Origin of the sequence: Actibacterium sp. EMB200-NS6, assembly GCF_001305615.1 — a bacterium.
Taxonomy (GTDB): domain Bacteria; phylum Pseudomonadota; class Alphaproteobacteria; order Rhodobacterales; family Rhodobacteraceae; genus Actibacterium_A; species Actibacterium_A naphthalenivorans.
Genome location: NZ_CP010869.1, coordinates 614760 through 635171, shown reverse-complemented (window position 1 = coordinate 635171; position 20412 = coordinate 614760). Strand labels below are relative to the sequence as shown.

The window sequence follows — 20412 nt, the reverse complement described above, 5'->3', positions numbered from 1 at the left end:
GCCCCGCGAAACATCGACCTGCCCCCGTGCATCACGCGCGGGGTTTTTTGATTCGGGCGATCTCCGTTTCCAATCTCGCCGAAATGTGGCAGTTCTTGCGAAGCATCGGAAACAATCCCGCCACTGAACCCTGCATTGGCGCCAAAGCGCGCTGAAATCACAGGAAGTTTTTGACAGTCCGTTAACGATTGGTGCAAATGGTGACGTAACGGTAACGAATGTCCTCTGCAAGTACTTCGGTGGGGGCCGAAGCAGATGTGACCAGACCTGAAGGACTGATCGCATGGGTTATCCCCACCAGACCGCCGCGGGTATTGCGGCATCCCGGGCCATGAAAGGCTCTCTTTCGCCAGCTCGTTCCGACCGGCGGCCTCCGCGCGCAACGCCTCTTACGCGCCGATATGAGGTTGCCGGTCTGACGCGCTCCGGCGCCCTGATCGATTTCACCAGCGTCGCCCCCGCGACCCCAGCCTTCGAAGAGGCATTCGCCGCCTTCGCCCGCGGCACGCTGATCGCCACCGCCGACGGTCCCGTCGCGGTAGAGGATCTGATACCCGGCACGATGATCGAAACCGCCGACAACGGGCCGATGCCGCTGCTCTGGGTCGGCTCGATGATGATCTTCCCCAGCCTGCCCGACGTCGCCGAAGACGCGGTGCGCCTGATCCGGGTGACGGCCGACAGTTTCGGCCTGGCCCGGCCCGCGCATGACCTGGTGCTTGGCCCCCGCGCACGGGTTCTGTTCCGCCACACCGGCTGCAAGCAGATGTTCGGAACCCGCTCGGCCTTCGCCCCGGCACGCAGCTATACCGACGGGGTCAACATGGTGTCCGTCCGCCCCGCCGCGCCGGTGCGCGTCTACCATCTGGTGCTCGATGGCCAGCAGATCCTGCTTGCCAACGGCATCGAGGTTGAAAGCTATCACCCCGGCACCCCCGCCGATGTGATGGTCGATCTGGAGATGCGCGAGCTGTTCCTGGGGCTGTTTCCCCATGTCCGCAACCTGACCGACTTCGGCCCGATGCACATCCCGCGCCTGACGGAGCATGAGTTCGAAGGGATGCGCGCGGCCTGATCTCAGCCGTCGCTTCCCAGCCGCGCCTCCAGAACATCGAACGACACACCGGGCTGATCCTTGGCGCAGCGGATCACCAGCGAGGTTTTCACGCTGGCCACATTCTCGGCCGCAGTCAGTTCTTCGGTCAGGAAGGTCTGAAAGGTCGAAAGATCCGGCGCGGCGCATTTCAGGATGAAATCGACCTCGCCGTTCAGCATGTGGCATTCACGCACCAGCGGCCAGCCGCGACAGCGTGCCTCGAAGGCCGAAAGATCGACCTCCGCCTGGCTCTGCAGCCCCACCATGGCAAAGACCTGCACCTCGAAGCCCAGCTTGCGCGCATCGACATCGGCGTGATATCCGCGAATATACCCCGCCTCTTCCAGCGTCCGGACACGGCGCAGACAGGGCGGTGCCGAAATGCCGACGCGCCGGGCAAGTTCGACATTGGTCATCCGGCCATCGGCCTGCAACTCGGCCAGGATCTTTCGATCTATGGGATCAAGCTTGGCCCCAGACATGTGCGTTCTCCTGAAATTTGGCAGATGATACGCAGCGGGCACCGGAAGCGCAATTATATTTCACGCTTGCGCAATTATTATAATACATGACAGAAGCAGCTTTTCCTCCCGCCGCCACCCCGCGACACTCCGCGCCCCGACGGCGGTTGCGCAGGTTTTGGCGGATGTCTAAGTAAGCAGTGCTGCGCAAGAGGGCTTCGCCATGACCGACACACGTCACACCAAACTTCTGATCATCGGCTCCGGCCCGGCGGGCTATACCGCCGCCGTCTACGGATCGCGCGCGATGCTGGAGCCGCTGCTCATTCAGGGCATCCAGCCGGGCGGCCAGCTGACCATCACCACCGAGGTGGAGAACTGGCCCGGCGAGGTGGAAATCCAGGGCCCCGACCTGATGATCAAGATGGAGGCCCACGCCCGCGCCGTCGGCACCGAAATCATCGCCGATCACATCAATGCGCTGGACCTGTCCAAACGCCCCTTTACCGCCAGTGCCGACAGCGGCACCACCTACACCTGCGACGCGCTGATTCTCGCGACCGGCGCCCAGGCCAGATGGCTGGGCCTGCCCTCGGAAGAGAAATTCAAGGGCTTCGGCGTCTCGGCCTGCGCCACCTGCGATGGCTTCTTCTATCGCGGGCAGGAGGTGGTCGTGGTCGGCGGCGGCAACACCGCCGTGGAAGAGGCGCTGTTCCTGACCAATTTCGCCAGCAAGGTCACGCTGATCCACCGCCGCGACAGCCTGCGCTCGGAAAAGATCCTGCAGGACCGGTTGTTCAAGAATCCCAAGGTGGAAATCCTGTGGAACCACGCGATCGAAGAGGTCGTGGGCGGCGACAACCCGCGGGGCGTCGAAGGCGTGCGCGCCCGGCATGTGGAGACGGGGCAGATCACCGAAGTGCCGTGCAAGGGCTTCTTCGTCGCCATCGGCCATGCGCCGGCCTCCGAACTGGTCAAGGACGTGCTGGAAACCCATATGGGCGGCTACGTGGTGACGAAACCCGACAGCACCGAAACCTCCATCCCCGGCGTTTTCGCCGCGGGCGACCTGACCGACCACAAATACCGCCAGGCGGTCACATCGGCCGGAATGGGCTGCATGGCCGCGCTGGAGGCGGAACGGTGGCTGGCGGAGCAGGAACAGGGATAATTTCCCGCGCGGATGCCCATTACGCGACCTTTTCGCCGCAATTGCAAAAAGAACGCTGCCAAAGCTTGAATTCTGTCACATTAAAGGGCTACGCCCCAAACGACCGGGCGGGGGAACCGGTCTTTTGTGAATGACAAGAAGCCGAGTTGAAAAACATGTCCATGCCCAACCTCGCTCCCGTCCCGGAGCTTTATGTTTCTTACGAAAGCGCCCAGAAACTGAAGGTCGAAGCCGGCGATCTGCCCAGCTGGGATCTGACACCGCGTCAGATCTGCGACCTCGAGCTTCTGATGAACGGCGGCTTCAATCCGCTCAAGGGGTTCCTGAACGAAGAGGACTATAACGGCGTTGTCGAGAATATGCGGCTCGCCGACGGCTCGCTCTGGCCGATGCCGATCACCCTCGACGTCAGCCAGGCCTTCGCCGACAGCCTGGAGCCGGGGCAGGACATCGCCCTGCGCGATCAGGAAGGCGTGATCCTGGCGATCATGTCGGTGACCGACAGCTGGACACCGAACAAGGCACGAGAAGCCGAAAAGGTCTTCGGTGCGGATGATCTGGCCCACCCCGCCGTCAACTATCTGCACCACGAGGCCGGCCCGGTCTATCTGGGTGGCCCCGTGACCGGCATCCAGCCGCCGATGCATTACGATTTCCGCGGCCGCCGCGATACGCCCAACGAATTGCGCGCCCATTTCCGCAAGCTGGGCTGGCGCCGCGTCGTTGCGTTTCAAACCCGCAACCCGCTGCATCGCGCGCATCAGGAACTGACCTTCCGCGCCGCGAAAGAGGCACAGGCCAACCTGCTGATCCATCCGATCGTCGGCATGACCAAGCCGGGCGATGTCGATCACTTCACCCGCGTGCGCTGCTACGAGGCGGTGCTGGACAAATACCCGGCCGCCACCACATCCATGAGCCTGCTGAGCCTGGCCATGCGCATGGCCGGCCCGCGCGAGGCGGTCTGGCACGGGCTGATCCGTGGCAACCACGGCGTGACCCATTTCATCGTCGGCCGCGACCATGCCGGCCCCGGCAAGAACAGCGCCGGCGAAGACTTCTATGGCCCCTACGATGCGCAGGAGCTTTACAAGGCGCATGAGGCCGAGATCGGCGTCGAGATGGTGCCGTTCAAGCACATGGTCTATGTGCAGGAGCGCGCCCAGTACGAACCGGCGGATGAGATCGAAGAGGGCGTGACCGTGCTCAACATCTCGGGCACCGAACTGCGCCGCCGTCTGGCCGAAGGGCTGGAGATCCCCGAGTGGTTCTCCTTCCCCGAGGTGGTGGCGGAGCTGCGCAAGACCCGCCCGCCGCGCGCGCAGCAGGGCTTTACCGTGTTCCTGACCGGCCTTTCGGGTTCGGGCAAATCGACCATCGCCAACGCGCTGATGGTCAAGCTGATGGAAATGGGCGGCCGCCCGGTAACGCTGCTCGACGGCGACGTGGTGCGCAAACACCTGTCGTCCGAACTTGGCTTCTCGAAAGAGCATCGCGACATCAACATCCGCCGCATCGGCTATGTCGCCTCCGAGATCACCAAGAACGGCGGCATTGCCATCTGCGCCCCGATCGCGCCCTACACGGCCACGCGCCGCGCGGTGCGCGAGATGATCGAAGCCTATGGCGCCTTCTGCGAAGTGCATGTGGCGACCTCGCTTGAAGAATGCGAAAAGCGTGATCGCAAGGGCCTGTACAAGCTGGCGCGCGAAGGCAAGATCAAGGAATTCACCGGCATCTCCGATCCCTATGAAGTGCCGGAAACCCCCGAGCTGGTGCTGGATACCGAAGGTGTGGACGTGGACAATTGCGCCCATCAGGTTCTGCTGAAGCTGGAACAGATGGGCCTCGTCGCCGGCTGATCCCGCTATCTTCCAAAACGTTTACGGCCCCGGAAATCTCCGGGGCCGTTTGCGTTTCGGCCGATGGGCGCCCGGCAGGGGCGCCGCCTGTCACAGCAGGATTTCCCCACGCATCAGCACCCGGCCCTGCCCGCCGACGCGCACGCCGGTGATCGCCTCGCGCGGGCCCAGAACCGAAACCTCGGCCTGGCCGGGGCGGTTCATCCAGTGGCCCTGCTCGGCCGTGAAGCGCGGTGTGTCGATCAGATCGTTATGCCACAGATAGGCCGCCATGCAGCCCGTGGCCGATCCGGTAAACGGGTCTTCGACCGGGGCGGGCGGCGCCAGCAGCAGGCGTGAAAACGTCTGCCCCGCGGGCGTCGCGCCTTCCAGCGTCACAAGGAACGGTTCCATCACATCCGCATCCGCGCCGCCGACGATATCCTGAAAATGCTTCAGCCCGCGCGGGTTCAGCGTGGCGCGGCGCAGCGCCTCATGGCCGCTGACGACGGTGACGCAAAACGGCAGGCCGGTCGATACGACCTGCGGCGGAAAGATGATATCCGCCGGCTTCAGACCCACCGCATCGGCCACCAGCGCGGCCCGGACAGGCGCGCCGAACTCCGGCGCGTTCTGCATCATCGCGATGCGCGGCGCGCCGCGTCCGTACTCGATCTCGATGGGAATGACGCCGGCCAGCGTCTCCAGCGTCAGGCGCTCCCCCGTCACCATGCCCCGCTCGATCAGCGAGGCGACGGTGGCAATGGTGGGATGCCCGGCAAACGGGATTTCGCGGCTGGCCAGAAAATAGCGCACCCGCACATCGGCCGCGTCGGAGCGCCCCAGAAAGGTGCATTCCGTCAGGCTGGTTTCACGCACGATGGCGGCGCAGGTCTCGGGGTCAAGCGCGGCCGCGTCGTGAAACACGGCACAGCCGTTGCCACCGAAAGGCTGATCGGTAAAGGCGTCAACCCAGTCGAAGGCAACGGCGGCCGGCATCAGTGCGCGTTGACCGGCGCAAGATCGTGCTGGCGCGCCAGCGCAAAGGCCAGCTTGCGGTCTTTCACCAGCGCCAGACGTTCGCCCTTGGTGTCATGCACAGCATAGAGCCGTTCAACCCCGACCATCTGGTCGCGCACCTCCTCGGGCAGGTCGGCCACGGCAACGGGGCGCACATAGACGATGTTGTTCGCGTCTTTCGGCAGAAAATCGTATTTGGTATCCATTGGGTTCCCCTTCCTGAGCGTTAAGTTCGGTTGATCCGGATGGTCTGCACCATCTTCTCGGGCTCGGCCCGTTCCAGATCGACATGCAGCAACCCGTTTTCCAGGGCCGCGCCCGCCACCTCGACCCCGTCGGCCAGCACGAAGGACCGCTGAAACTGACGCGCGGCGATGCCACGGTGCAGAAACACCCGGCCCTCGTCCTCGTCCCGTTGGCGGCCGCGGATCAGAAGCTGCCGATCCTCCACGGTGATCGAAAGCTCTTCGTCGCCGAACCCGGCCACGGCAAGGGTGATGCGGTAACTGTGATCGCTGGTCTGCTCGATATTGAAGGGCGGGTAGCCTTCGTTTCCGGATTTCGCGTTCCGCTCCAGCAAGCGCTCGAGCTGTTCGAAGCCCAGAAGGTAGGGGTGCGATCCCAAGGTAAGTTTTGTCATTTTGTGCAAGTCCTTGATGAAGCGACCTGATGATCCGTGCGGCCCCGTTCTCGGCGACCTGCACAAGATATGGGCGGGCCGGGGCCGCCATGCAAGGGCACCCTTCCCGCAAGAGGCGAAAAACGCTATGTTCCCCGAACCGGGAAAGCGCCGACTCACGAACAGTGGAAAAGCATGAATATTGCCAGCGAAATGAAAAGCGAAGAGGTGCTGCGCGTGAAGCTGGAGGTGCTTCGGCGCGAACATCGCGACCTGGACGATGCCATCCGCGCGCTGGAGGACAAGGGCGGCGTGGCCGACCAGTTCACCATCCGGCGGCTGAAAAAGCAGAAACTCACCCTGAAAGACCGGATCGCCGCGCTCGAGGATCAGCTGACCCCCGACATTATTGCGTAACCCTTTGATCCCGCTATAGTGCCGCTTCCGAAATAAGAGGGCACAATGAGCAACGTGAAAGTGGGCATCATCATGGGCAGCCAGTCCGACTGGCCGACCATGAAGCTTGCCACGGAAATTCTGGATGAACTTGGCGTGGCTTACGAGGCCCGGATCGTGTCGGCGCATCGCACGCCCGACCGGCTGTGGGAATACGGCCGCACGGCGGTGGAACGCGGCCTGCAGGTGATCATCGCCGGCGCCGGCGGGGCGGCGCATCTGCCGGGCATGATGGCCAGCAAGACCCGCGTGCCGGTGATCGGCGTGCCGGTGCAGACAAAGGCGCTCTCCGGGGTCGACAGCCTCTATTCGATCGTGCAGATGCCCAAGGGTTTTCCGGTGGCGACCATGGCCATCGGTTCGGCCGGCGCCGCCAATGCCGGGCTGCTGGCGGCCGGCATCATGGCGCTGACCGACCCCGCGCTGGCCAAGCGGCTGGATGACTGGCGCGCCGCGCTGTCGGCCTCGATCCCGGATGAGCCTTCGGATGACTGAGATGCTTCTTCCCGGCGCGGTGATCGGCATTCTGGGCGGCGGACAGCTCGGCCGGATGCTCTCTGTCGCGGCCTCGCGCCTCGGGTTCACCTGCCACATCTACGAACCGGGCGCAGAGCCGCCGGCGGGCCATGTAGCGCACCGGTTGACCACCGCCAGCTATGAGGATGAGGCCGCGCTGCGCGCTTTCGCCGGTAGCGTCGACGTCATCACCTACGAGTTCGAGAACATTCCGGCCTCGGCTCTGGATTTCCTCGAAACGCTGAAACCCATCCGCCCCGGCCGCAAGGCGCTGCGCGTGTCGCAGGACAGGCTGGCGGAAAAGGCCTTTCTGCGCGGCATCGGGCTGCAAACCGCCGCCTTCGCGGCGGTCGATGACGAGATCGACCTGGCCGAGGCGATTGACGAGATCGGCACCCCCGCCATCCTGAAAACCCGGCGCTTCGGCTATGACGGCAAGGGCCAGGCCCGCATCATGGCGCCCGCCGATGCCGAAGCCGCGCTTGCCGCGCTGGCCGGTGCGCCCGCCGTTCTGGAAGGCTTCGTCGAGTTCTCGCACGAGGTGTCTGTCATCGCCGCGCGCGGGCTGGATGGCGAAACCGCCTGTTTCGATCCCGGCCAGAACGTCCACCGAGACGGCATCCTGCACACCACCACGATTCCGGCGCAGCTTTCGGCCTCCCAGCGCACCGATGCCGTGCTGCTGGCCGCCAAGGTGCTGAACACGCTGAACTATGTCGGGGTGATGGGGGTGGAGCTGTTCGTGACCCCCGGCGGGCTGATCGTGAACGAGATCGCTCCGCGCGTGCACAACTCGGGCCACTGGACCCAGGATGGCTGCCTGATCGACCAGTTCGAACAGCATATCCGCGCCGTCGCCGGCTGGCCCCTTGGCGACGGGCGCCGCCATTCGGATATCGAAATGCTCAACCTGATCGGCGATGACGTGGCGCAGGTGCCCGCGCTGGCCAAGGACAGCGATGTGGCGATCCACCTCTACGGCAAGGCCGAGGCAAAGCCGGGCCGCAAGATGGGTCATGTCAATCGCCGCCTCGGCCCCGCAACCTAGGCCTGCCGCCCGCCCGTCAGCGATATCGCGACGCCGCCCAGCACCAGCAGGGCGGCGATCACGAAGCGCGGGGTCAGCGCCTCGTCCAGAAACGCCATGCCCCCGGCCAGCGCGATCACCGGCACGGTCAACTGCGCCACCGCCGCCCGCGCGGCGCCAAGCCGGGGCAGGATGGTGTACCAAAGCGCATAGCCCAACCCCGATGTCAGCCCGCCGGAAACCGCCGCAAGCGCCACCCCACGCGTGGTCACGCCATCGGGCAGAACCGCGAATGCGACCAGCCCCAGCGGCGCGGCCAGCGCGAAATTGGCCGCCGTCGATTGCAGCGGATCCCCCGCCGCCCGGCCCAGCAGCGAATAGGTGCCCCACCCCAGCGCCGCCGCCCCCATCAGCACACACCCGGCCAGCGCCGGGGCGGTGCCACCCCCCGGCCACAGCAAATACAAAAGCCCGGCAAACCCCATGGCCGCGCCCAGCCAGCGGCGGGCCGGCACCGCCTCGCCCATCATCAGCGCGCCCGCGAACATCGTCACCTGCACCCCGCCGAACAGCACCAGCGCCCCCACTCCCGACGGCAGGCTGACATAGGCAAAGGAAAACCCGATCACATACAGCGCCAGAGACAGCGTTCCGGCCAGGCGGCCCCGCCCGCGCCACCCGACCCCGCCCCGTGTCAGCGCGCTCAGCCCGACCAGTACCGCCGCCCCCGAGACCAGCCGGATCGCGGCAAAGCCGGACGGCCCCATCGCGCCGTCGGCCAGCGCCAGCCGGTTCAGAACCGAATTGGCGGCAAAGGCGATCATCGTCAGGGTGCAAAGCAGGAACAGGCGCATCGCCGCAGGATAGAGAGATCGCCGACCGGCCAAAAGCCCGGCTTGCCCCGGATGACGTCATTGTGCAGGCTGCCGCCATGGCCCACACCTCTCCCCGGCTCGCGGTTCGCGCCGTTATCCTTCATGAAAACCGTCTGCTTCTGGTCAACGCCTGGCCAGAGGGGCAGAGCGATCTGTGGTGCGCCCCCGGTGGCGGAGCCGAGCGCGGCCAGTCCCTGCCCGACAACCTGATGCGCGAGGTATATGAGGAAACCGGGCTGCGCATCGCCGTGGGCGCGCCCTGTCTGGTCAACGAATTCCACGATCCCGCAAGCACATTCCATCAGGTCGATGTCTATTTCCGCTGCACGATCACCGCCGGCGCCCTGACCGACGCGTGGCAGGATCCCGAGGGCATCGTGACCCGGCGGCGCTTTTTCACCCGCGCCGAACTGTCGGCCATCCGGCTCAAACCCGACACCCTGCCCGAGATCGCCTTTCAGGCCCCCGGCGCCGTGTCCTATGACCCGCTGGAGCCGATCATTCGCTAGGCAGCGCGCCGAAGAACTGCGGCCGGAAGATCCATGTCGTGATGGCGCCCACGCCCGCCAGGGAAACGGCCAGAAGGAAAATCCAGCCCAGCACCGGGATCAGCCCGATCACCCCCGCCACCAGCGCGCCGAAGCCGGCTGCCAGCGCCCGCTGGCCGATCGACGCGGGCTCGTCCCTGCCCCAGGCAAGAAGCAGCCCCACGCCGAACGCATAGATCCCGACAACATAGCCCGCGAACCCGCCGATCGCCGCCACCAACAGCGCGGCCGGGCTCAGGAAAACACCGACCAGCGTCATGGCGAACAGCACCGCAGAGCCGATGACCGCCGATTGCGTCAGAAAGCCCAGCCACAGCGTGCGGAACGGGGCATCCAGAATGCGCCGGCGCATCGCGGCCAGTTGCTGGGGCACCAGCGCGGCGATCAGCGCCGCGAGCGCCGCGATCACGATCACCGCCGACAGGAAGCTGCCGATATATCCGGCCCAGCCGAACGGGCGCATGTGGCGATCGCGGCTTTCGATATCCCGCCGTTCGATCCGCTCCCCGGCGATGACGGATGCCGGCACCTCGAGCTTGCCCGGCGTCTCTTCATACAGCACCAGCTGCCCACCGATCCTTGCGTCGGGGCCGAATTCCAGCTGCCGCGCCGAAAGATGCACGTCGCCTTCGATCACCCCGTCGACCCGAAGCTCCTCTGCGGCCAGAAACGCGTATCCGCCCACTGGCCCGCCAACCGTCACCTGCGACCCCGTGGCGCGCAGATCGCCACCGACACGGCCGACGGAAATGTCGTAGCCCGACAGGGTGGCATCGCCCGCCACGTCGCCGGTCACCGTTACATCCATCCCCAGCGCGTACAGATCGCCACCCACCGCGCCGCTCAGATCCACCCGCCGGCCCGCCAGATGCGCCGATCCCGTGGCCTCCCCGGCCGCGCGCACCGTTTGTCCCACGAGAAACAGATCATCCGCGCCGCTTTCGCTCTGCACGGAAGAACCCGCCATGAAGACATCCCCGCTCACATTCACCAGGGCCGCCTCTTCGGCCAGCGCCGATGTGCCCAGCACAACAAGGCCAAAGGCCATCAGGAATTGCCGCATCGCGTGATCCTCTCGCTACGATTCGCCCTGGATGGTAGCGATTGCCCGGCCACCCGCCTTGCGAAAGATCAATGCGCGCCGGATCAAAGCCATGGCCAGAGGCCGGCTACTCGGGAAAGAACGCCTCGGGGTATTTCAGCGCTCCGCGCATTCCGCCAGAGCCGGGCACGATCGGATAAAGCATCGTTGCTTCCCGTGCGAAGGGTGTCGAAAGGTTTTCCGCCGCTTTCAGCGAAAACCCGAAACGCCGGTAATATTGGGAATCCCCCACGACGATCACCGCCGTCGCCCCGGCCCGGCGCGCCAGATCGAGCCCCTGCCGGATCAACTCGCCGCCAATGCCCTGCCCCTGCCGCGCCTGCTGAACCGCGACGGGCGACAGTGCCCAAAGCCCTTCGGGCGAGCGCATATGAGAGAAGGCAACATAGCCAAAGCAACTGCCATCATGCTCGGCGATCAGCTCCAGCGCCATCGCGCCGGAAGCGCGCAGATCGGCCACCAGCCGCGCCTCCGACGGCCCGCCAAAGGCGGTATCCAGCAGGATGGACACGCCAAGCCTGTCCTTCTCCTCGGCTGGCCGAACCTTGAAATCCGTCAATTTCCCACCGTCTATATCTGCAACTCAATGCTCCACCCCTACGCCCAACATTCCTTCGCGGAACAGAGAATCTTGTGCGCAAGGCGCCGTGCCGCCGCGGAAACAAACACAAAACGCACGGGGAACGAGCGGTTGCCGAAACTTTAGGCGAAATGGCGCCAAAATGAAAAGGGGGCCCGCAAAGGCCCCCTTTCCCGAACTGCTGGCGGGCAGGATTACATCATGCCGCCCATGCCGCCCATGCCGCCCATGTCGGGCATGCCGCCACCGGCTGCGCCGGCTTTCTCGGGCTTGTCGGCAACCATCGCTTCGGTGGTGATCAGCAGACCGGCGATCGAAGCCGCATCTTCCAGCGCGGTCCGGGTCACCTTGGCCGGGTCGATCACGCCGAACTTGAACATGTCGCCATATTCTTCGGTCTGCGCGTTGAAGCCGAAGGTCAGATCGGCGCTTTCGCGGACCTTGCCGGCCACGACCGCACCGTCAACACCGGCGTTTTCAGCGATCTGGCGCAGCGGCGCTTCGAGCGCCTTGCGCACGATGGCGATACCGGCGTTCTGATCGGAGTTCTCGCCGGTCAGGCCGTCGAGCGACTTGCCAGCCTGAACCAGAGCAACACCGCCGCCCACGATCACGCCTTCCTGCACCGCGGCGCGGGTTGCGTTCAGCGCGTCATCGACACGGTCCTTGCGCTCTTTCACTTCCACTTCGGTCATGCCACCGACGCGGATCACGGCAACACCGCCGGCCAGCTTGGCCACGCGTTCCTGCAGCTTTTCGCGGTCGTAGTCGCTGGTGGTTTCCTCGATCTGGGTGCGGATCTGGGCAACGCGCGCCTCGATCTCCGCCTTCTCGCCATGGCCGTCCACGATGGTGGTTTCGTCCTTGGTGATGGTGATCTTCTTGGCCGAACCCAGCATGTCCATGGTCACGGACTCAAGCTTCATGCCCAGATCTTCGCTGATCACCTGACCGCCGGTCAGGATCGCGATGTCCTGCAGCATGGCCTTGCGGCGATCGCCGAAGCCCGGCGCCTTGACGGCAGCAATCTTCAGACCGCCACGCAGCTTGTTGACCACGAGGGTGGCCAGCGCTTCGCCTTCCACGTCTTCGGCAATGATCAGCAGCGGCTTTTGCGACTGGATCACCGATTCCAGCAGCGGAACCATCGGCTGCAGCGACGAAAGTTTCTTTTCGTGCAGCAGGATCATGCAGTCTTCGAGATCCGCAATCATCTTGTCCGGGTTGGTCACGAAATAGGGCGACAGGTAACCGCGGTCGAACTGCATGCCTTCGACAACAGTCGTCTCGGTTTCCAGACCCTTGTTTTCCTCGACTGTGATCACACCCTCGTTGCCGACCTTCTGCATCGCGTCGGCGATCTGCCGACCGATTTCAGCTTCGCCGTTGGCAGAGATCGTACCAACCTGCGCAACCTCGGCGGAATCGTTCACCGGGCGGGCAGCGGCCTTGATCGCTTCCACAACCTTGGCCGTGGCCAGATCGATGCCGCGCTTCAGATCCATCGGGTTCATGCCGGCGGCAACCGATTTCATGCCTTCCTTGACGATGGCCTGGGCCAGAACGGTGGCGGTGGTGGTGCCGTCGCCCGCCTCGTCATTGGTGCGAGAGGCAACCTCTTTCACCATCTGGGCGCCCATGTTCTCGAACTTGTCTTCCAGTTCGATTTCCTTGGCGACCGTCACACCGTCTTTGGTGATGCGCGGTGCGCCGAAGGATTTGTCGATCACCACGTTGCGGCCCTTGGGGCCCAGGGTGACTTTGACCGCATCGGCGAGGATGTTAACACCCTTCAGCATGCGATTGCGGGCATCGGTATCGAATTTGACGTCCTTAGCAGCCATTTTTGCTTGCTCCTGGTTGTCTGAATTTCAGTTTAAAACGACGGCTCAGGCGATAATGCCGAGGATGTCGCTTTCCTTCATGATCAACAGCTCTTCGCCGTCGAGCGTGATTTCAGTGCCGGACCATTTGCCGAACAGGATCTTGTCGCCAGCCTTGACGTCCATGGCGATGCGGTCGCCATCCTCGTCCTTGACGCCTGCGCCCACGGCGACAACTTCGCCTTCCGCAGGTTTCTCTTTCGCGCTGTCGGGGATGATCAGACCGCCCTTGGTCTTTTCGTCGCCTTCTACACGGCGGACGAGCACACGGTCATGCAACGGAGTGAATGCCATCTCTGAACGCTCCTTGGTTCAAGTGTTTCCTGGATGTTAGCACTCACCTCCTTCGAGTGCTAACGCCTTGGATTTAAGGAACCCGCCGACACGAGTCAACAGCCATCACCGCGAAATCCCGGGGGCCATAAAACCGTTTCATTTCGCCCCCGTGACAAGGCCCCCGCCCGCGCCTATAACGGCGCCGATTGACACAGGACCAACCGGATTGCTCACATGACCATCAAAGTTCTCGGCCACAAGGCTCCCGACACGGATTCCACCGGCTCCCCGCTGATCTGGGCGTGGTATCTGACCGAAGTCCAAGGCACCCCCGCCGAAGCCAAGCTGCTGGGAGAGCCCAACACCGAGGCCGCCTTCATGCTCGAGCGCTGGGGCTTCGAAAAGCCGGAAATCATCGCCGACGTCAGCGCCGATGATGATGTCGTCATCGTGGACACCAACAATATCGCCGAGCTTCCGGCCTCGATCAACGAGGCCAACGTGATCCAGGTGATCGACCATCACATGCTGCAGGGCGGCCTGAAGACCAAGGCCCCGATCGACATCACCATCCGCCCGCTCGCCTGCACCGCCACCATCATGCATGACCTGATGGGCGCAGACGCCGCGCAGATGCCCGAGAACATCAAATGTGCCATGCTGAGCTGCATCCTCAGCGATACGCTGGAATTCCGCTCGCCCACAACGACCCCGCATGACAAGGCCGTGGCCGAAAAGCTGGCCGATGAGCTGGGCATCTCCATCCCCGATTACGCCGCTGAACTCTTCGCCGCGAAATCCGACGTCTCCGCCTTTTCCGATGCGGAACTGCTGCGGATGGACAGCAAGGAATATGAGGTCGACGGCACCAAGTTCCGCGTCAGCGTTCTGGAAACCACCTCCCCCGCCACGGTGCTCGACCGCAAGGCCAGCCTGATCGAAAGCATGGCCACCGTCGCCGCCGAGGATGGCGTCGATCAGGTTCTGCTGTTCGTCGTCGACATCCTGAACGAACAATCCACCCTGCTCGTCCCCAACGAACTCGTGAAGAACGTGGCCGAGAAAAGCTTCGGCGTGTCGGTGTCCGGTGACACCGTGATCCTGCCCGGCGTTGTCAGCCGGAAAAAGCAGATCATCCCGAGCCTGAAGGTCTGAACTCAACTCATCTTGCAAAGGGGCGCGGCCAGCGCCCCTTTTCCTTTTGAAAGCCCGATCATGACCCGGATCATCGAAAGCCTCAGCGAAATCTCCAGCGGATACGACGCCATGTTCGTTGATCTCTGGGGCTGTGTGCACAACGGCCGCGAACCGTTTCTCGAGGCGGTCGCCGCCCTGCGCCACTATCGCGAGTCCGGCGGCATCGTCGTGCTTGTCACCAACGCGCCGCGCCACCGCAAAAGCGTGGCCGCGCAGCTGACCAAGATCGGCGTGCCCGACGACTGCTGGGATACGATCGCCACCTCGGGCGACAGCGCGCGGGCAGCGATGTATCGCGGCACCGTCGGCTCCAGGGTGTTCTATATCGGCGAAGCCCATGATCAGAGCTTCTTCGACCCGCTGCACATCATCGAAAACCCGGTCGAGATCGAAAAAGTGCCGCTGGACGCGGCCGAGGGCATCGTCTGCACCGGCCCGTTCGATCCGCATGCCGACCCGTCCGACCTGCGGCCGCAATTGCTCTATGCCAAGCAGAAGGGGCTGAAACTGCTCTGCGCCAATCCCGACATCGTGGTCGACCGGGGCGAAGTGCGCGAATGGTGCGCCGGCGCCGTTGCCGCGCTCTATACCGAAATGGGCGGAGAGAGCCTGTATTTCGGCAAGCCGCATCCGCCGATCTACGATCTTGCCCGGCGGCGGCTGGCACAGATCGCCGAGATCGCCGACGAGCGCATCCTGTGCATCGGTGACGGCATGGAAACCGACATTCGCGGCGCGATGGGCGAAAACCTCGACAGCCTGTTCATCACCGGCGGCCTGGCCGCGCAGGAAACCCGAACCAAACGCCAGCCCGACCCGGATGCCCTTAACACCCTGTTGGACAAGGTGAAAATTGCGCCGCCCTTTGCCATCGGCTTCCTCAGATAGCTGCACCCGGAATTGGCGAAGCAATAAAATTGCGTCAAATTAGCCACGAGCGGCCGAAAATTACCTTTCGGATTGAGCCGCGCGCGGTCCTTCGCTATGCTGCATCGCAACATAACCCTGCCTCGGGAGTGATGAGATGTTGGACAACATGCCGCGCGGAACAATTTGCATCGAAGACCTGGAGATCGGCATGCGCCGCTATTTGCGCAAAGAGATCACCGACCGCGACATCGAACTGTTCGCCGAGGTATCGACCGATCACAACCCGGTCCACCTTGACGATGACTATGCCGAAAACACCATGTTCCACGGCCGGATCGCCCACGGCATGCTGACCGCCAGCCTGATTTCCGCGGTGATCGGCGAACAGCTTCCCGGCCATGGCACTGTCTATCTCGGCCAGTCGTTGAAGTTCATGGCCCCGGTCCGGCCCGGCGACGTGGTCTATGCCGAGGTGGAGGTCAGCAAGATCGATCACGGCAAGCGTCGCGTGACCCTTGATTGTCACTGCGCGGTGGGCGATACGATCGTTCTGAAGGGCGAAGCGCTGGTCTTGGCGCCAAGCCGCAAATTTGACTGACGGCGCCGGCTCTCCGGCGTGACCGGGGACCGATGAAGACCTTCACCCACTGGACCAGCCTGCCCCCCGAAGATCGCGGCGCATCTGCCGCGATCGGCAATTTCGACGGGGTGCATCTGGGCCACCAGGCCGTCATCGACATCGCTCGCCGGCAGGCCGCGCAGACCGGGGCGCCGCTGGGCATCCTGACCTTCGAGCCGCACCCGAGGGAGTATTTCGCCCCCGACGCCCCGCCCTTCCGCCTGATGAATGCCGAGTCCAAATCCAACCGGCTGGCCAAGCTGGGCGTGGATCACCTTTACCAACTGCCCTTCGACGCCGCGCTGGCCGCCCTCACCGCCGAGGCATTCGCGCGCGAGGTGATCGCCGATGGCCTCGGCCTGTCGCATGTGGTGGTGGGCCAGGATTTCCGGTTCGGCCGCGGCCGCGAGGGCACCGCGCAGGATCTGGTGCGGATGGGTGCCGAAATGGGGTTCGGCGTGACGCTTGCGCAGATTCTGGAATGGCAGACGGGCGCTGTCTCTTCCAGCGCCATCCGCACCGCGCTGAGCGACGGCAGGCCCCGCGACGCGGCCGCGATGCTGGGCCACTGGCACCGGATCGAGGGCGAGGTTCTGCACGGCGACAAGCGCGGGCGCGACCTTGGCTTTCCAACCGCCAACATGGCAATCTCGGGGCTGCACCCGCCGCGCTTCGGCATCTATGCGGTGAAGGTGGATGTGCTATCCGGCCCCCATGCCGGCACCTATGACGGCGCCGCTTCGATCGGGGTTCGCCCGACATTCGGCGAAAACATTCCGAACTGCGAAAGCTTTTTGTTCGATTTCAGCGGCCAACTGTACGGAACGCACCTTTCCGTCGCGCTGGTCGAGTATCTGCGGCCCGAAGCGAAGTTCGACAGCCTCGACGCGCTGATCGCGCAGATGGCCGTGGACTGCGAAAAGGCCCGCGCCGTTCTGGCTGGCACCTGACCCCTTTCCTTTCCGCCTCCAAACGCTAGGCTCCGCCTGATGAAAGACCCGATCAACCGCGACGGCCTGCGCCCGGAGTTCTGGGAACGTGTCCCGTTGAAGAACCTCGCTCCGAAAGAGTGGGAGGCGCTGTGCGACGGCTGCGGCAAATGCTGCCTGAACAAGCTGGAGGATGCCGATACCGGCGAGGTGGTGTTCACCCGCATCGCCTGCCGCCTTCTGGATGACGAAACCTGCCGCTGCGCGCATTACGAGGTGCGCAAGACCATCGTGCCCGAATGCGTGGTGCTGAAACCCGGCAACATCGCCAAGGTCGCCTACTGGATGCCGTCCACCTGCGCCTATCGCCTGATCTACGAGGGCAAGCCGCTTTACGACTGGCACCCGCTGATCTCGGGCGATCCGGACAGCGTGCACCGCGCCGGTGTTTCCGTCCGGGGATGGACGGTGCCCGAGTTCGACGTGCCGGTGGAAGACTGGGAAGATTACGTAATCGAAGAGGACCTGTAGGATGCATTTCACCTCTGACAACGCCTCGCCCGTGCCGCCACAGGTGATGGACGCGCTGTTGAAAGCCAATCACGGCTATTCCATGCCCTATGGCAACGACCCCGAGATGAGCCTCGTCCGCGACCGCATCCGCGAGATATTCGAGGCGCCCGAAGCCGCCGTCTACCTTGTGGCCACGGGCACCGCCGCCAATGCGCTGTCGCTGGCCTGCCTGTGCCCGCCCTGGGCCACGGTGTTCTGCCATCGCAACGCCCATATCGAAGAAGACGAATGCGCCGCGCCCGAGTTCTTCAGCGGCGGCGCCAAGCTGACGCTGATCGACGGCGACCATGCCAAGATGTCGCCCGAGGCGCTGCAACAGGCCATCGGCTTTGCCGCGCGCGCCGGTGTTCACAACGTGCAGAAAGGCGCCGTGTCTCTGACCAACGCCACCGAGAACGGCACGGTCTATACCCCGGCCGAGGTGCGCGCGATCTGCGATATCGCCAAGGCGCATGACGTGCCGGTGCATATGGATGGCGCGCGCTTTGCCAATGCTCTGATCACCGCCGGCTGTACCCCCGCCGAAATGACGTGGAAGGCGGGTGTCGATGTGCTGTCCTTCGGCGGCACCAAGAACGGGCTGATGGGGGTCGAGGCCGTGGTGCTGTTCGATCCGGCCCGCGCCTGGGAATTCGAGCTGCGGCGCAAACGCGGCGCACATCTGTTTTCCAAGCATCGCTACCTGTCGGCGCAGATGCTGGCTTATCTGGAGGACGACCTGTGGCTCAAGCTGGCCACACGCGCCAATGCCGCCGCCGCGCGCCTGTCGCGGGGCATTCTTTCGCTGGATGTGGCATCACTTGTCCACCCGGCGCAGGCCAACGCGGTTTTCGCAGCCTGGCCGCGCGCCGTCCATCGCCGGGCGCATGACGCGGGGGCCGCATATTACCTGTGGCCGGGGAACCAGTCGCTCGACGGGCCGGATGACACGCCGCTCTCGGCCCGGCTGGTGTGCTCGTGGTGCACCACCGACGCGGATGTAGACGCCTTTCTGGATGTGATCGGGCAATAGCCCCCGGCGCCTAGCCCAAGGCGGCCAGATGCCGGTCCAGATCCTCCAGCCGGTCCTGCCCCCAGAACCGCGCCCCGTCGCCGGTGACGTAGAAGGGCGACCCGAACACGCCGCGCTTGACCGCCTCTTCCAGATTGGCGGCATAGGTTTCCGCGCCCTGCAACAGGCCCCTGTCGGCCAGCGCCGGGTCGAACCCCGCCCCTTCCAGACAGGCGCGCACCACCGCATCCTCTGCGATGTCTTTTTCCTCGGCCCAGCAGGCCCGCAGAACACTTTGCACCAGCCCGCCCAGATCGCCACCGCCCGCCATCCGCGCCGCGATGATCGCATAAGAGGAGGGTGCCGCGTTGGTCGGAAAATGCGCGGGCCGCAGATGGAGCGGCAGACCGTTCTTCGCGCTCAGCCGGGCCAGTTCTTCCAGCCGGTAGCTCTGGCGGCTTTCGTGGCGTTGCGCCGGCGCCGTGCCCCCGGTGCGCGCGAACAGTGCCATGATATCCAGCGGACGATAGCTGATGCCGGCCCCGTGCCGCCCCGCGATCTCCTCCAGCCGCGCGCCGGCCAGATAGGTGAACGGGGATAGTGTGGAAAAGAAGTAATCAATGTCAGCCATTCTGCGCCCTCCCTGCCGCATCCGGTTTGCAAGACCGTATCCGGGTGGTAAGCGGTGTCAACGTCACGATTCTGTCATCAGGACGCTGCGCCCAAGGACCCTGCCATGCCCTCTGTCACCGAACCGAAACTGATTTCCGGCAACGCCAACCGCCCGTTGGCCGCCGCCATAGCCCGCCGCATGTCGATGCATCGCGGCGTGAACGTCGGGCTGGTCGACGCCCGCGTCGAACGCTTCAATGATCAGGAAATCTTCGTCGAGGTTTATGAAAACGTCCGGGGCGAGGACATGTTCATCATCCAGCCCACATCGAACCCGGCCAATGACAACCTGATGGAGCTGCTGATCATCTCGGACGCGCTGCGCCGGTCGTCGGCGGCCCGTATCACCGCCGTGATCCCCTATTTCGGCTATGCCCGCCAGGACCGCCGCACAAAGGCCCGTACGCCGATCTCGGCCAAGCTGGTGGCGAACCTGCTGACCGAAGCGGGGATCGAGCGCATTCTGACCATGGATCTGCACGCCGCGCAGATTCAGGGGTTCTTCGACATTCCCGTGGATAACCTCTACGCCTCGCCCGTCTTCGCGCTGGACATCCAGCACCATTTCAAGGGCCGCATGGGTGATCTGATGATCGTCTCGCCCGATGTCGGCGGCGTGGCCCGCGCCCGCGAACTGGCGCAGCGCATCAACGCGCCCCTGTCGATCGTCGACAAGCGCCGGGAAAAGCCCGGCGAGGTTGCGGAGATGACCGTGATCGGCGATGTGACGGGCAAGACCTGCATCATCGTCGATGACATCTGCGACACCGCCGGCACCCTGTGCAAGGCCGCCGAGGTTCTGATCGAGAAGGGCGCGAAAGAGGTCCACTCCTATATCACCCATGGCGTGCTGTCGGGCCCGGCTGTCGAGCGGATCAGGAACTCCAAGATGAAGAACCTCGTCATCACGGATTCGATCCAGCCCACCGATGCGGTTCTCGCCACCAAGAACATCCGCATCGTGCCCACCGCGCCGATGTTCGCGCAGGCGATCATGAACATCTGGCACGGCACCTCGGTCTCGTCCCTGTTCGAACACGGGACGCTGGCACCGATCTACGAAGGCATGTATTCGGTCGGCCTCTGAGCG

The 20412-nt window shown here is 64.3% G+C and carries 24 protein-coding genes; 14 read left to right on the top strand and 10 right to left on the bottom strand.

Annotated features, from left to right (window positions below):
- Positions 1 to 283 precede the first annotated feature (283 nt).
- The gene (locus TQ29_RS03155; protein ID WP_054537978.1) at positions 284 to 1075 is read left to right on the top strand and encodes a Hint domain-containing protein; all 792 of its coding nucleotides are present in this window, start codon (positions 284 to 286) and stop codon (positions 1073 to 1075) included.
- 2 nt (positions 1076 to 1077) lie between these two features.
- On the opposite strand, the gene TQ29_RS03150 is transcribed toward TQ29_RS03155, so the two are convergent.
- Positions 1078 to 1578: an Lrp/AsnC family transcriptional regulator gene (locus tag TQ29_RS03150; protein WP_037205032.1), complete on the bottom strand. Its 501-nt coding sequence runs from the start codon at positions 1576 to 1578 to the stop codon at positions 1078 to 1080.
- 202 nt (positions 1579 to 1780) lie between these two features.
- Between TQ29_RS03150 and trxB the strand changes: the two genes are divergently transcribed.
- Positions 1781 to 2728 carry a thioredoxin-disulfide reductase gene (gene trxB / locus TQ29_RS03145; RefSeq protein WP_054537977.1) on the top strand — a complete coding sequence of 316 codons (948 nt, stop codon included), beginning with the start codon at positions 1781 to 1783 and terminating at the stop codon, positions 2726 to 2728.
- A 155-nt stretch (positions 2729 to 2883) separates the two neighbouring features.
- The gene (locus TQ29_RS03140; RefSeq protein WP_054540300.1) at positions 2884 to 4590 is read left to right on the top strand and encodes a bifunctional sulfate adenylyltransferase/adenylylsulfate kinase; all 1707 of its coding nucleotides are present in this window, start codon (positions 2884 to 2886) and stop codon (positions 4588 to 4590) included.
- Between the two features lie 90 nt (positions 4591 to 4680).
- Here the strand turns inward: TQ29_RS03140 and TQ29_RS03135 are convergent, their stop codons facing one another.
- The 3 genes from TQ29_RS03135 to TQ29_RS03125 are packed head-to-tail and all read right to left on the bottom strand — an operon-like array spanning position 4681 to position 6229.
- Entirely contained in the window at positions 4681 to 5568 is an 888-nt protein-coding gene (locus tag TQ29_RS03135) for a PhzF family phenazine biosynthesis protein (RefSeq protein ID WP_054537976.1), read from the bottom strand.
- The gene (locus tag TQ29_RS03130; protein WP_037205017.1) at positions 5568 to 5795 is read right to left on the bottom strand and encodes a DUF1150 family protein; all 228 of its coding nucleotides are present in this window, start codon (positions 5793 to 5795) and stop codon (positions 5568 to 5570) included. Before TQ29_RS03130 ends, TQ29_RS03135 begins: the two co-directional genes overlap by 1 nt.
- Before the next feature lie 20 nt (positions 5796 to 5815).
- Positions 5816 to 6229, bottom strand: coding sequence for an Hsp20 family protein (locus TQ29_RS03125; RefSeq protein ID WP_037205013.1), 414 nt, complete (start codon positions 6227 to 6229; stop codon positions 5816 to 5818).
- Positions 6230 to 6403: 174 nt separating this feature from the next.
- Here TQ29_RS03125 and TQ29_RS03120 point away from each other — a divergent pair, with 174 nt between their 5' ends.
- The 3 genes from TQ29_RS03120 to TQ29_RS03110 are packed head-to-tail and all read left to right on the top strand — an operon-like array spanning position 6404 to position 8228.
- Positions 6404 to 6625 carry a YdcH family protein gene (locus TQ29_RS03120; protein ID WP_037205010.1) on the top strand — a complete coding sequence of 74 codons (222 nt, stop codon included), beginning with the start codon at positions 6404 to 6406 and terminating at the stop codon, positions 6623 to 6625.
- Between the two features lie 45 nt (positions 6626 to 6670).
- Positions 6671 to 7159, top strand: a complete 489-nt coding sequence (purE, locus tag TQ29_RS03115) for a 5-(carboxyamino)imidazole ribonucleotide mutase (RefSeq protein WP_037205007.1) — start codon at positions 6671 to 6673, stop codon at positions 7157 to 7159.
- A complete protein-coding gene (locus tag TQ29_RS03110; RefSeq protein ID WP_054537975.1) occupies positions 7152 to 8228 on the top strand; it encodes a 5-(carboxyamino)imidazole ribonucleotide synthase in 1077 nt (358 codons plus the stop codon). The genes purE and TQ29_RS03110 overlap by 8 nt, the downstream gene beginning before the upstream one ends.
- On the opposite strand, the gene TQ29_RS03105 is transcribed toward TQ29_RS03110, so the two are convergent.
- Complete coding sequence (locus tag TQ29_RS03105) at positions 8225 to 9094, bottom strand: DMT family transporter (RefSeq protein WP_328705642.1); 870 nt, start codon at positions 9092 to 9094, stop codon at positions 8225 to 8227. The two genes, TQ29_RS03110 and TQ29_RS03105, sit on opposite strands and share 4 nt — an antisense overlap.
- A 44-nt stretch (positions 9095 to 9138) precedes the next feature.
- Between TQ29_RS03105 and TQ29_RS03100 the strand changes: the two genes are divergently transcribed.
- On the top strand, positions 9139 to 9591 hold the full coding sequence (locus TQ29_RS03100; RefSeq protein WP_054537973.1) for an NUDIX hydrolase: 453 nt from the start codon (positions 9139 to 9141) through the stop codon (positions 9589 to 9591).
- Here TQ29_RS03100 and TQ29_RS03095 read toward each other — a convergent pair.
- The 4 genes from TQ29_RS03095 to TQ29_RS03080 all read right to left on the bottom strand — a co-directional run bounded on the left by TQ29_RS03095 (position 9581) and on the right by TQ29_RS03080 (position 13489).
- Positions 9581 to 10693: a hypothetical protein gene (locus TQ29_RS03095; RefSeq protein ID WP_054537972.1), complete on the bottom strand. Its 1113-nt coding sequence runs from the start codon at positions 10691 to 10693 to the stop codon at positions 9581 to 9583. The two genes, TQ29_RS03100 and TQ29_RS03095, sit on opposite strands and share 11 nt — an antisense overlap.
- 106 nt (positions 10694 to 10799) lie before the next feature.
- A complete protein-coding gene (locus tag TQ29_RS03090) occupies positions 10800 to 11291 on the bottom strand; it encodes a GNAT family N-acetyltransferase (RefSeq protein ID WP_157445499.1) in 492 nt (163 codons plus the stop codon).
- Positions 11292 to 11506: 215 nt separating this feature from the next.
- The gene (gene groL / locus TQ29_RS03085; RefSeq protein WP_054537970.1) at positions 11507 to 13156 is read right to left on the bottom strand and encodes a chaperonin GroEL; all 1650 of its coding nucleotides are present in this window, start codon (positions 13154 to 13156) and stop codon (positions 11507 to 11509) included.
- A gap of 45 nt (positions 13157 to 13201) precedes the next feature.
- Entirely contained in the window at positions 13202 to 13489 is a 288-nt protein-coding gene (locus TQ29_RS03080; RefSeq protein WP_037204994.1) for a co-chaperone GroES, read from the bottom strand.
- A 216-nt stretch (positions 13490 to 13705) separates the two neighbouring features.
- Here TQ29_RS03080 and TQ29_RS03075 point away from each other — a divergent pair, with 216 nt between their 5' ends.
- The 6 genes from TQ29_RS03075 to TQ29_RS03050 all read left to right on the top strand — a co-directional run bounded on the left by TQ29_RS03075 (position 13706) and on the right by TQ29_RS03050 (position 18671).
- Positions 13706 to 14626 carry a manganese-dependent inorganic pyrophosphatase gene (locus TQ29_RS03075; RefSeq protein ID WP_054537969.1) on the top strand — a complete coding sequence of 307 codons (921 nt, stop codon included), beginning with the start codon at positions 13706 to 13708 and terminating at the stop codon, positions 14624 to 14626.
- 60 nt (positions 14627 to 14686) lie between these two features.
- Positions 14687 to 15556, top strand: coding sequence for a TIGR01459 family HAD-type hydrolase (locus tag TQ29_RS03070; protein WP_054537968.1), 870 nt, complete (start codon positions 14687 to 14689; stop codon positions 15554 to 15556).
- A 136-nt stretch (positions 15557 to 15692) separates the two neighbouring features.
- Positions 15693 to 16136 (top strand): MaoC family dehydratase, encoded by a 444-nt coding sequence (locus TQ29_RS03065; RefSeq protein WP_037204987.1) that lies wholly within the window; start codon positions 15693 to 15695, stop codon positions 16134 to 16136.
- Positions 16137 to 16168: 32 nt separating this feature from the next.
- Positions 16169 to 17107: a bifunctional riboflavin kinase/FAD synthetase gene (locus TQ29_RS03060; protein WP_054537967.1), complete on the top strand. Its 939-nt coding sequence runs from the start codon at positions 16169 to 16171 to the stop codon at positions 17105 to 17107.
- A gap of 39 nt (positions 17108 to 17146) precedes the next feature.
- Complete coding sequence (locus tag TQ29_RS03055; protein WP_037204982.1) at positions 17147 to 17617, top strand: YcgN family cysteine cluster protein; 471 nt, start codon at positions 17147 to 17149, stop codon at positions 17615 to 17617.
- A gap of 1 nt (position 17618) precedes the next feature.
- Complete coding sequence (locus tag TQ29_RS03050) at positions 17619 to 18671, top strand: low specificity L-threonine aldolase (RefSeq protein WP_054537966.1); 1053 nt, start codon at positions 17619 to 17621, stop codon at positions 18669 to 18671.
- 10 nt (positions 18672 to 18681) lie between these two features.
- Here TQ29_RS03050 and TQ29_RS03045 read toward each other — a convergent pair whose 3' ends face one another.
- A complete protein-coding gene (locus tag TQ29_RS03045; RefSeq protein WP_054537965.1) occupies positions 18682 to 19281 on the bottom strand; it encodes a 2-hydroxychromene-2-carboxylate isomerase in 600 nt (199 codons plus the stop codon).
- A 105-nt stretch (positions 19282 to 19386) separates the two neighbouring features.
- On the opposite strand from TQ29_RS03045, the gene TQ29_RS03040 reads away from it, so the two are divergent.
- Positions 19387 to 20409 carry a ribose-phosphate pyrophosphokinase gene (locus TQ29_RS03040; protein WP_037204974.1) on the top strand — a complete coding sequence of 341 codons (1023 nt, stop codon included), beginning with the start codon at positions 19387 to 19389 and terminating at the stop codon, positions 20407 to 20409.
- Positions 20410 to 20412: the final 3 nt, after the last annotated feature.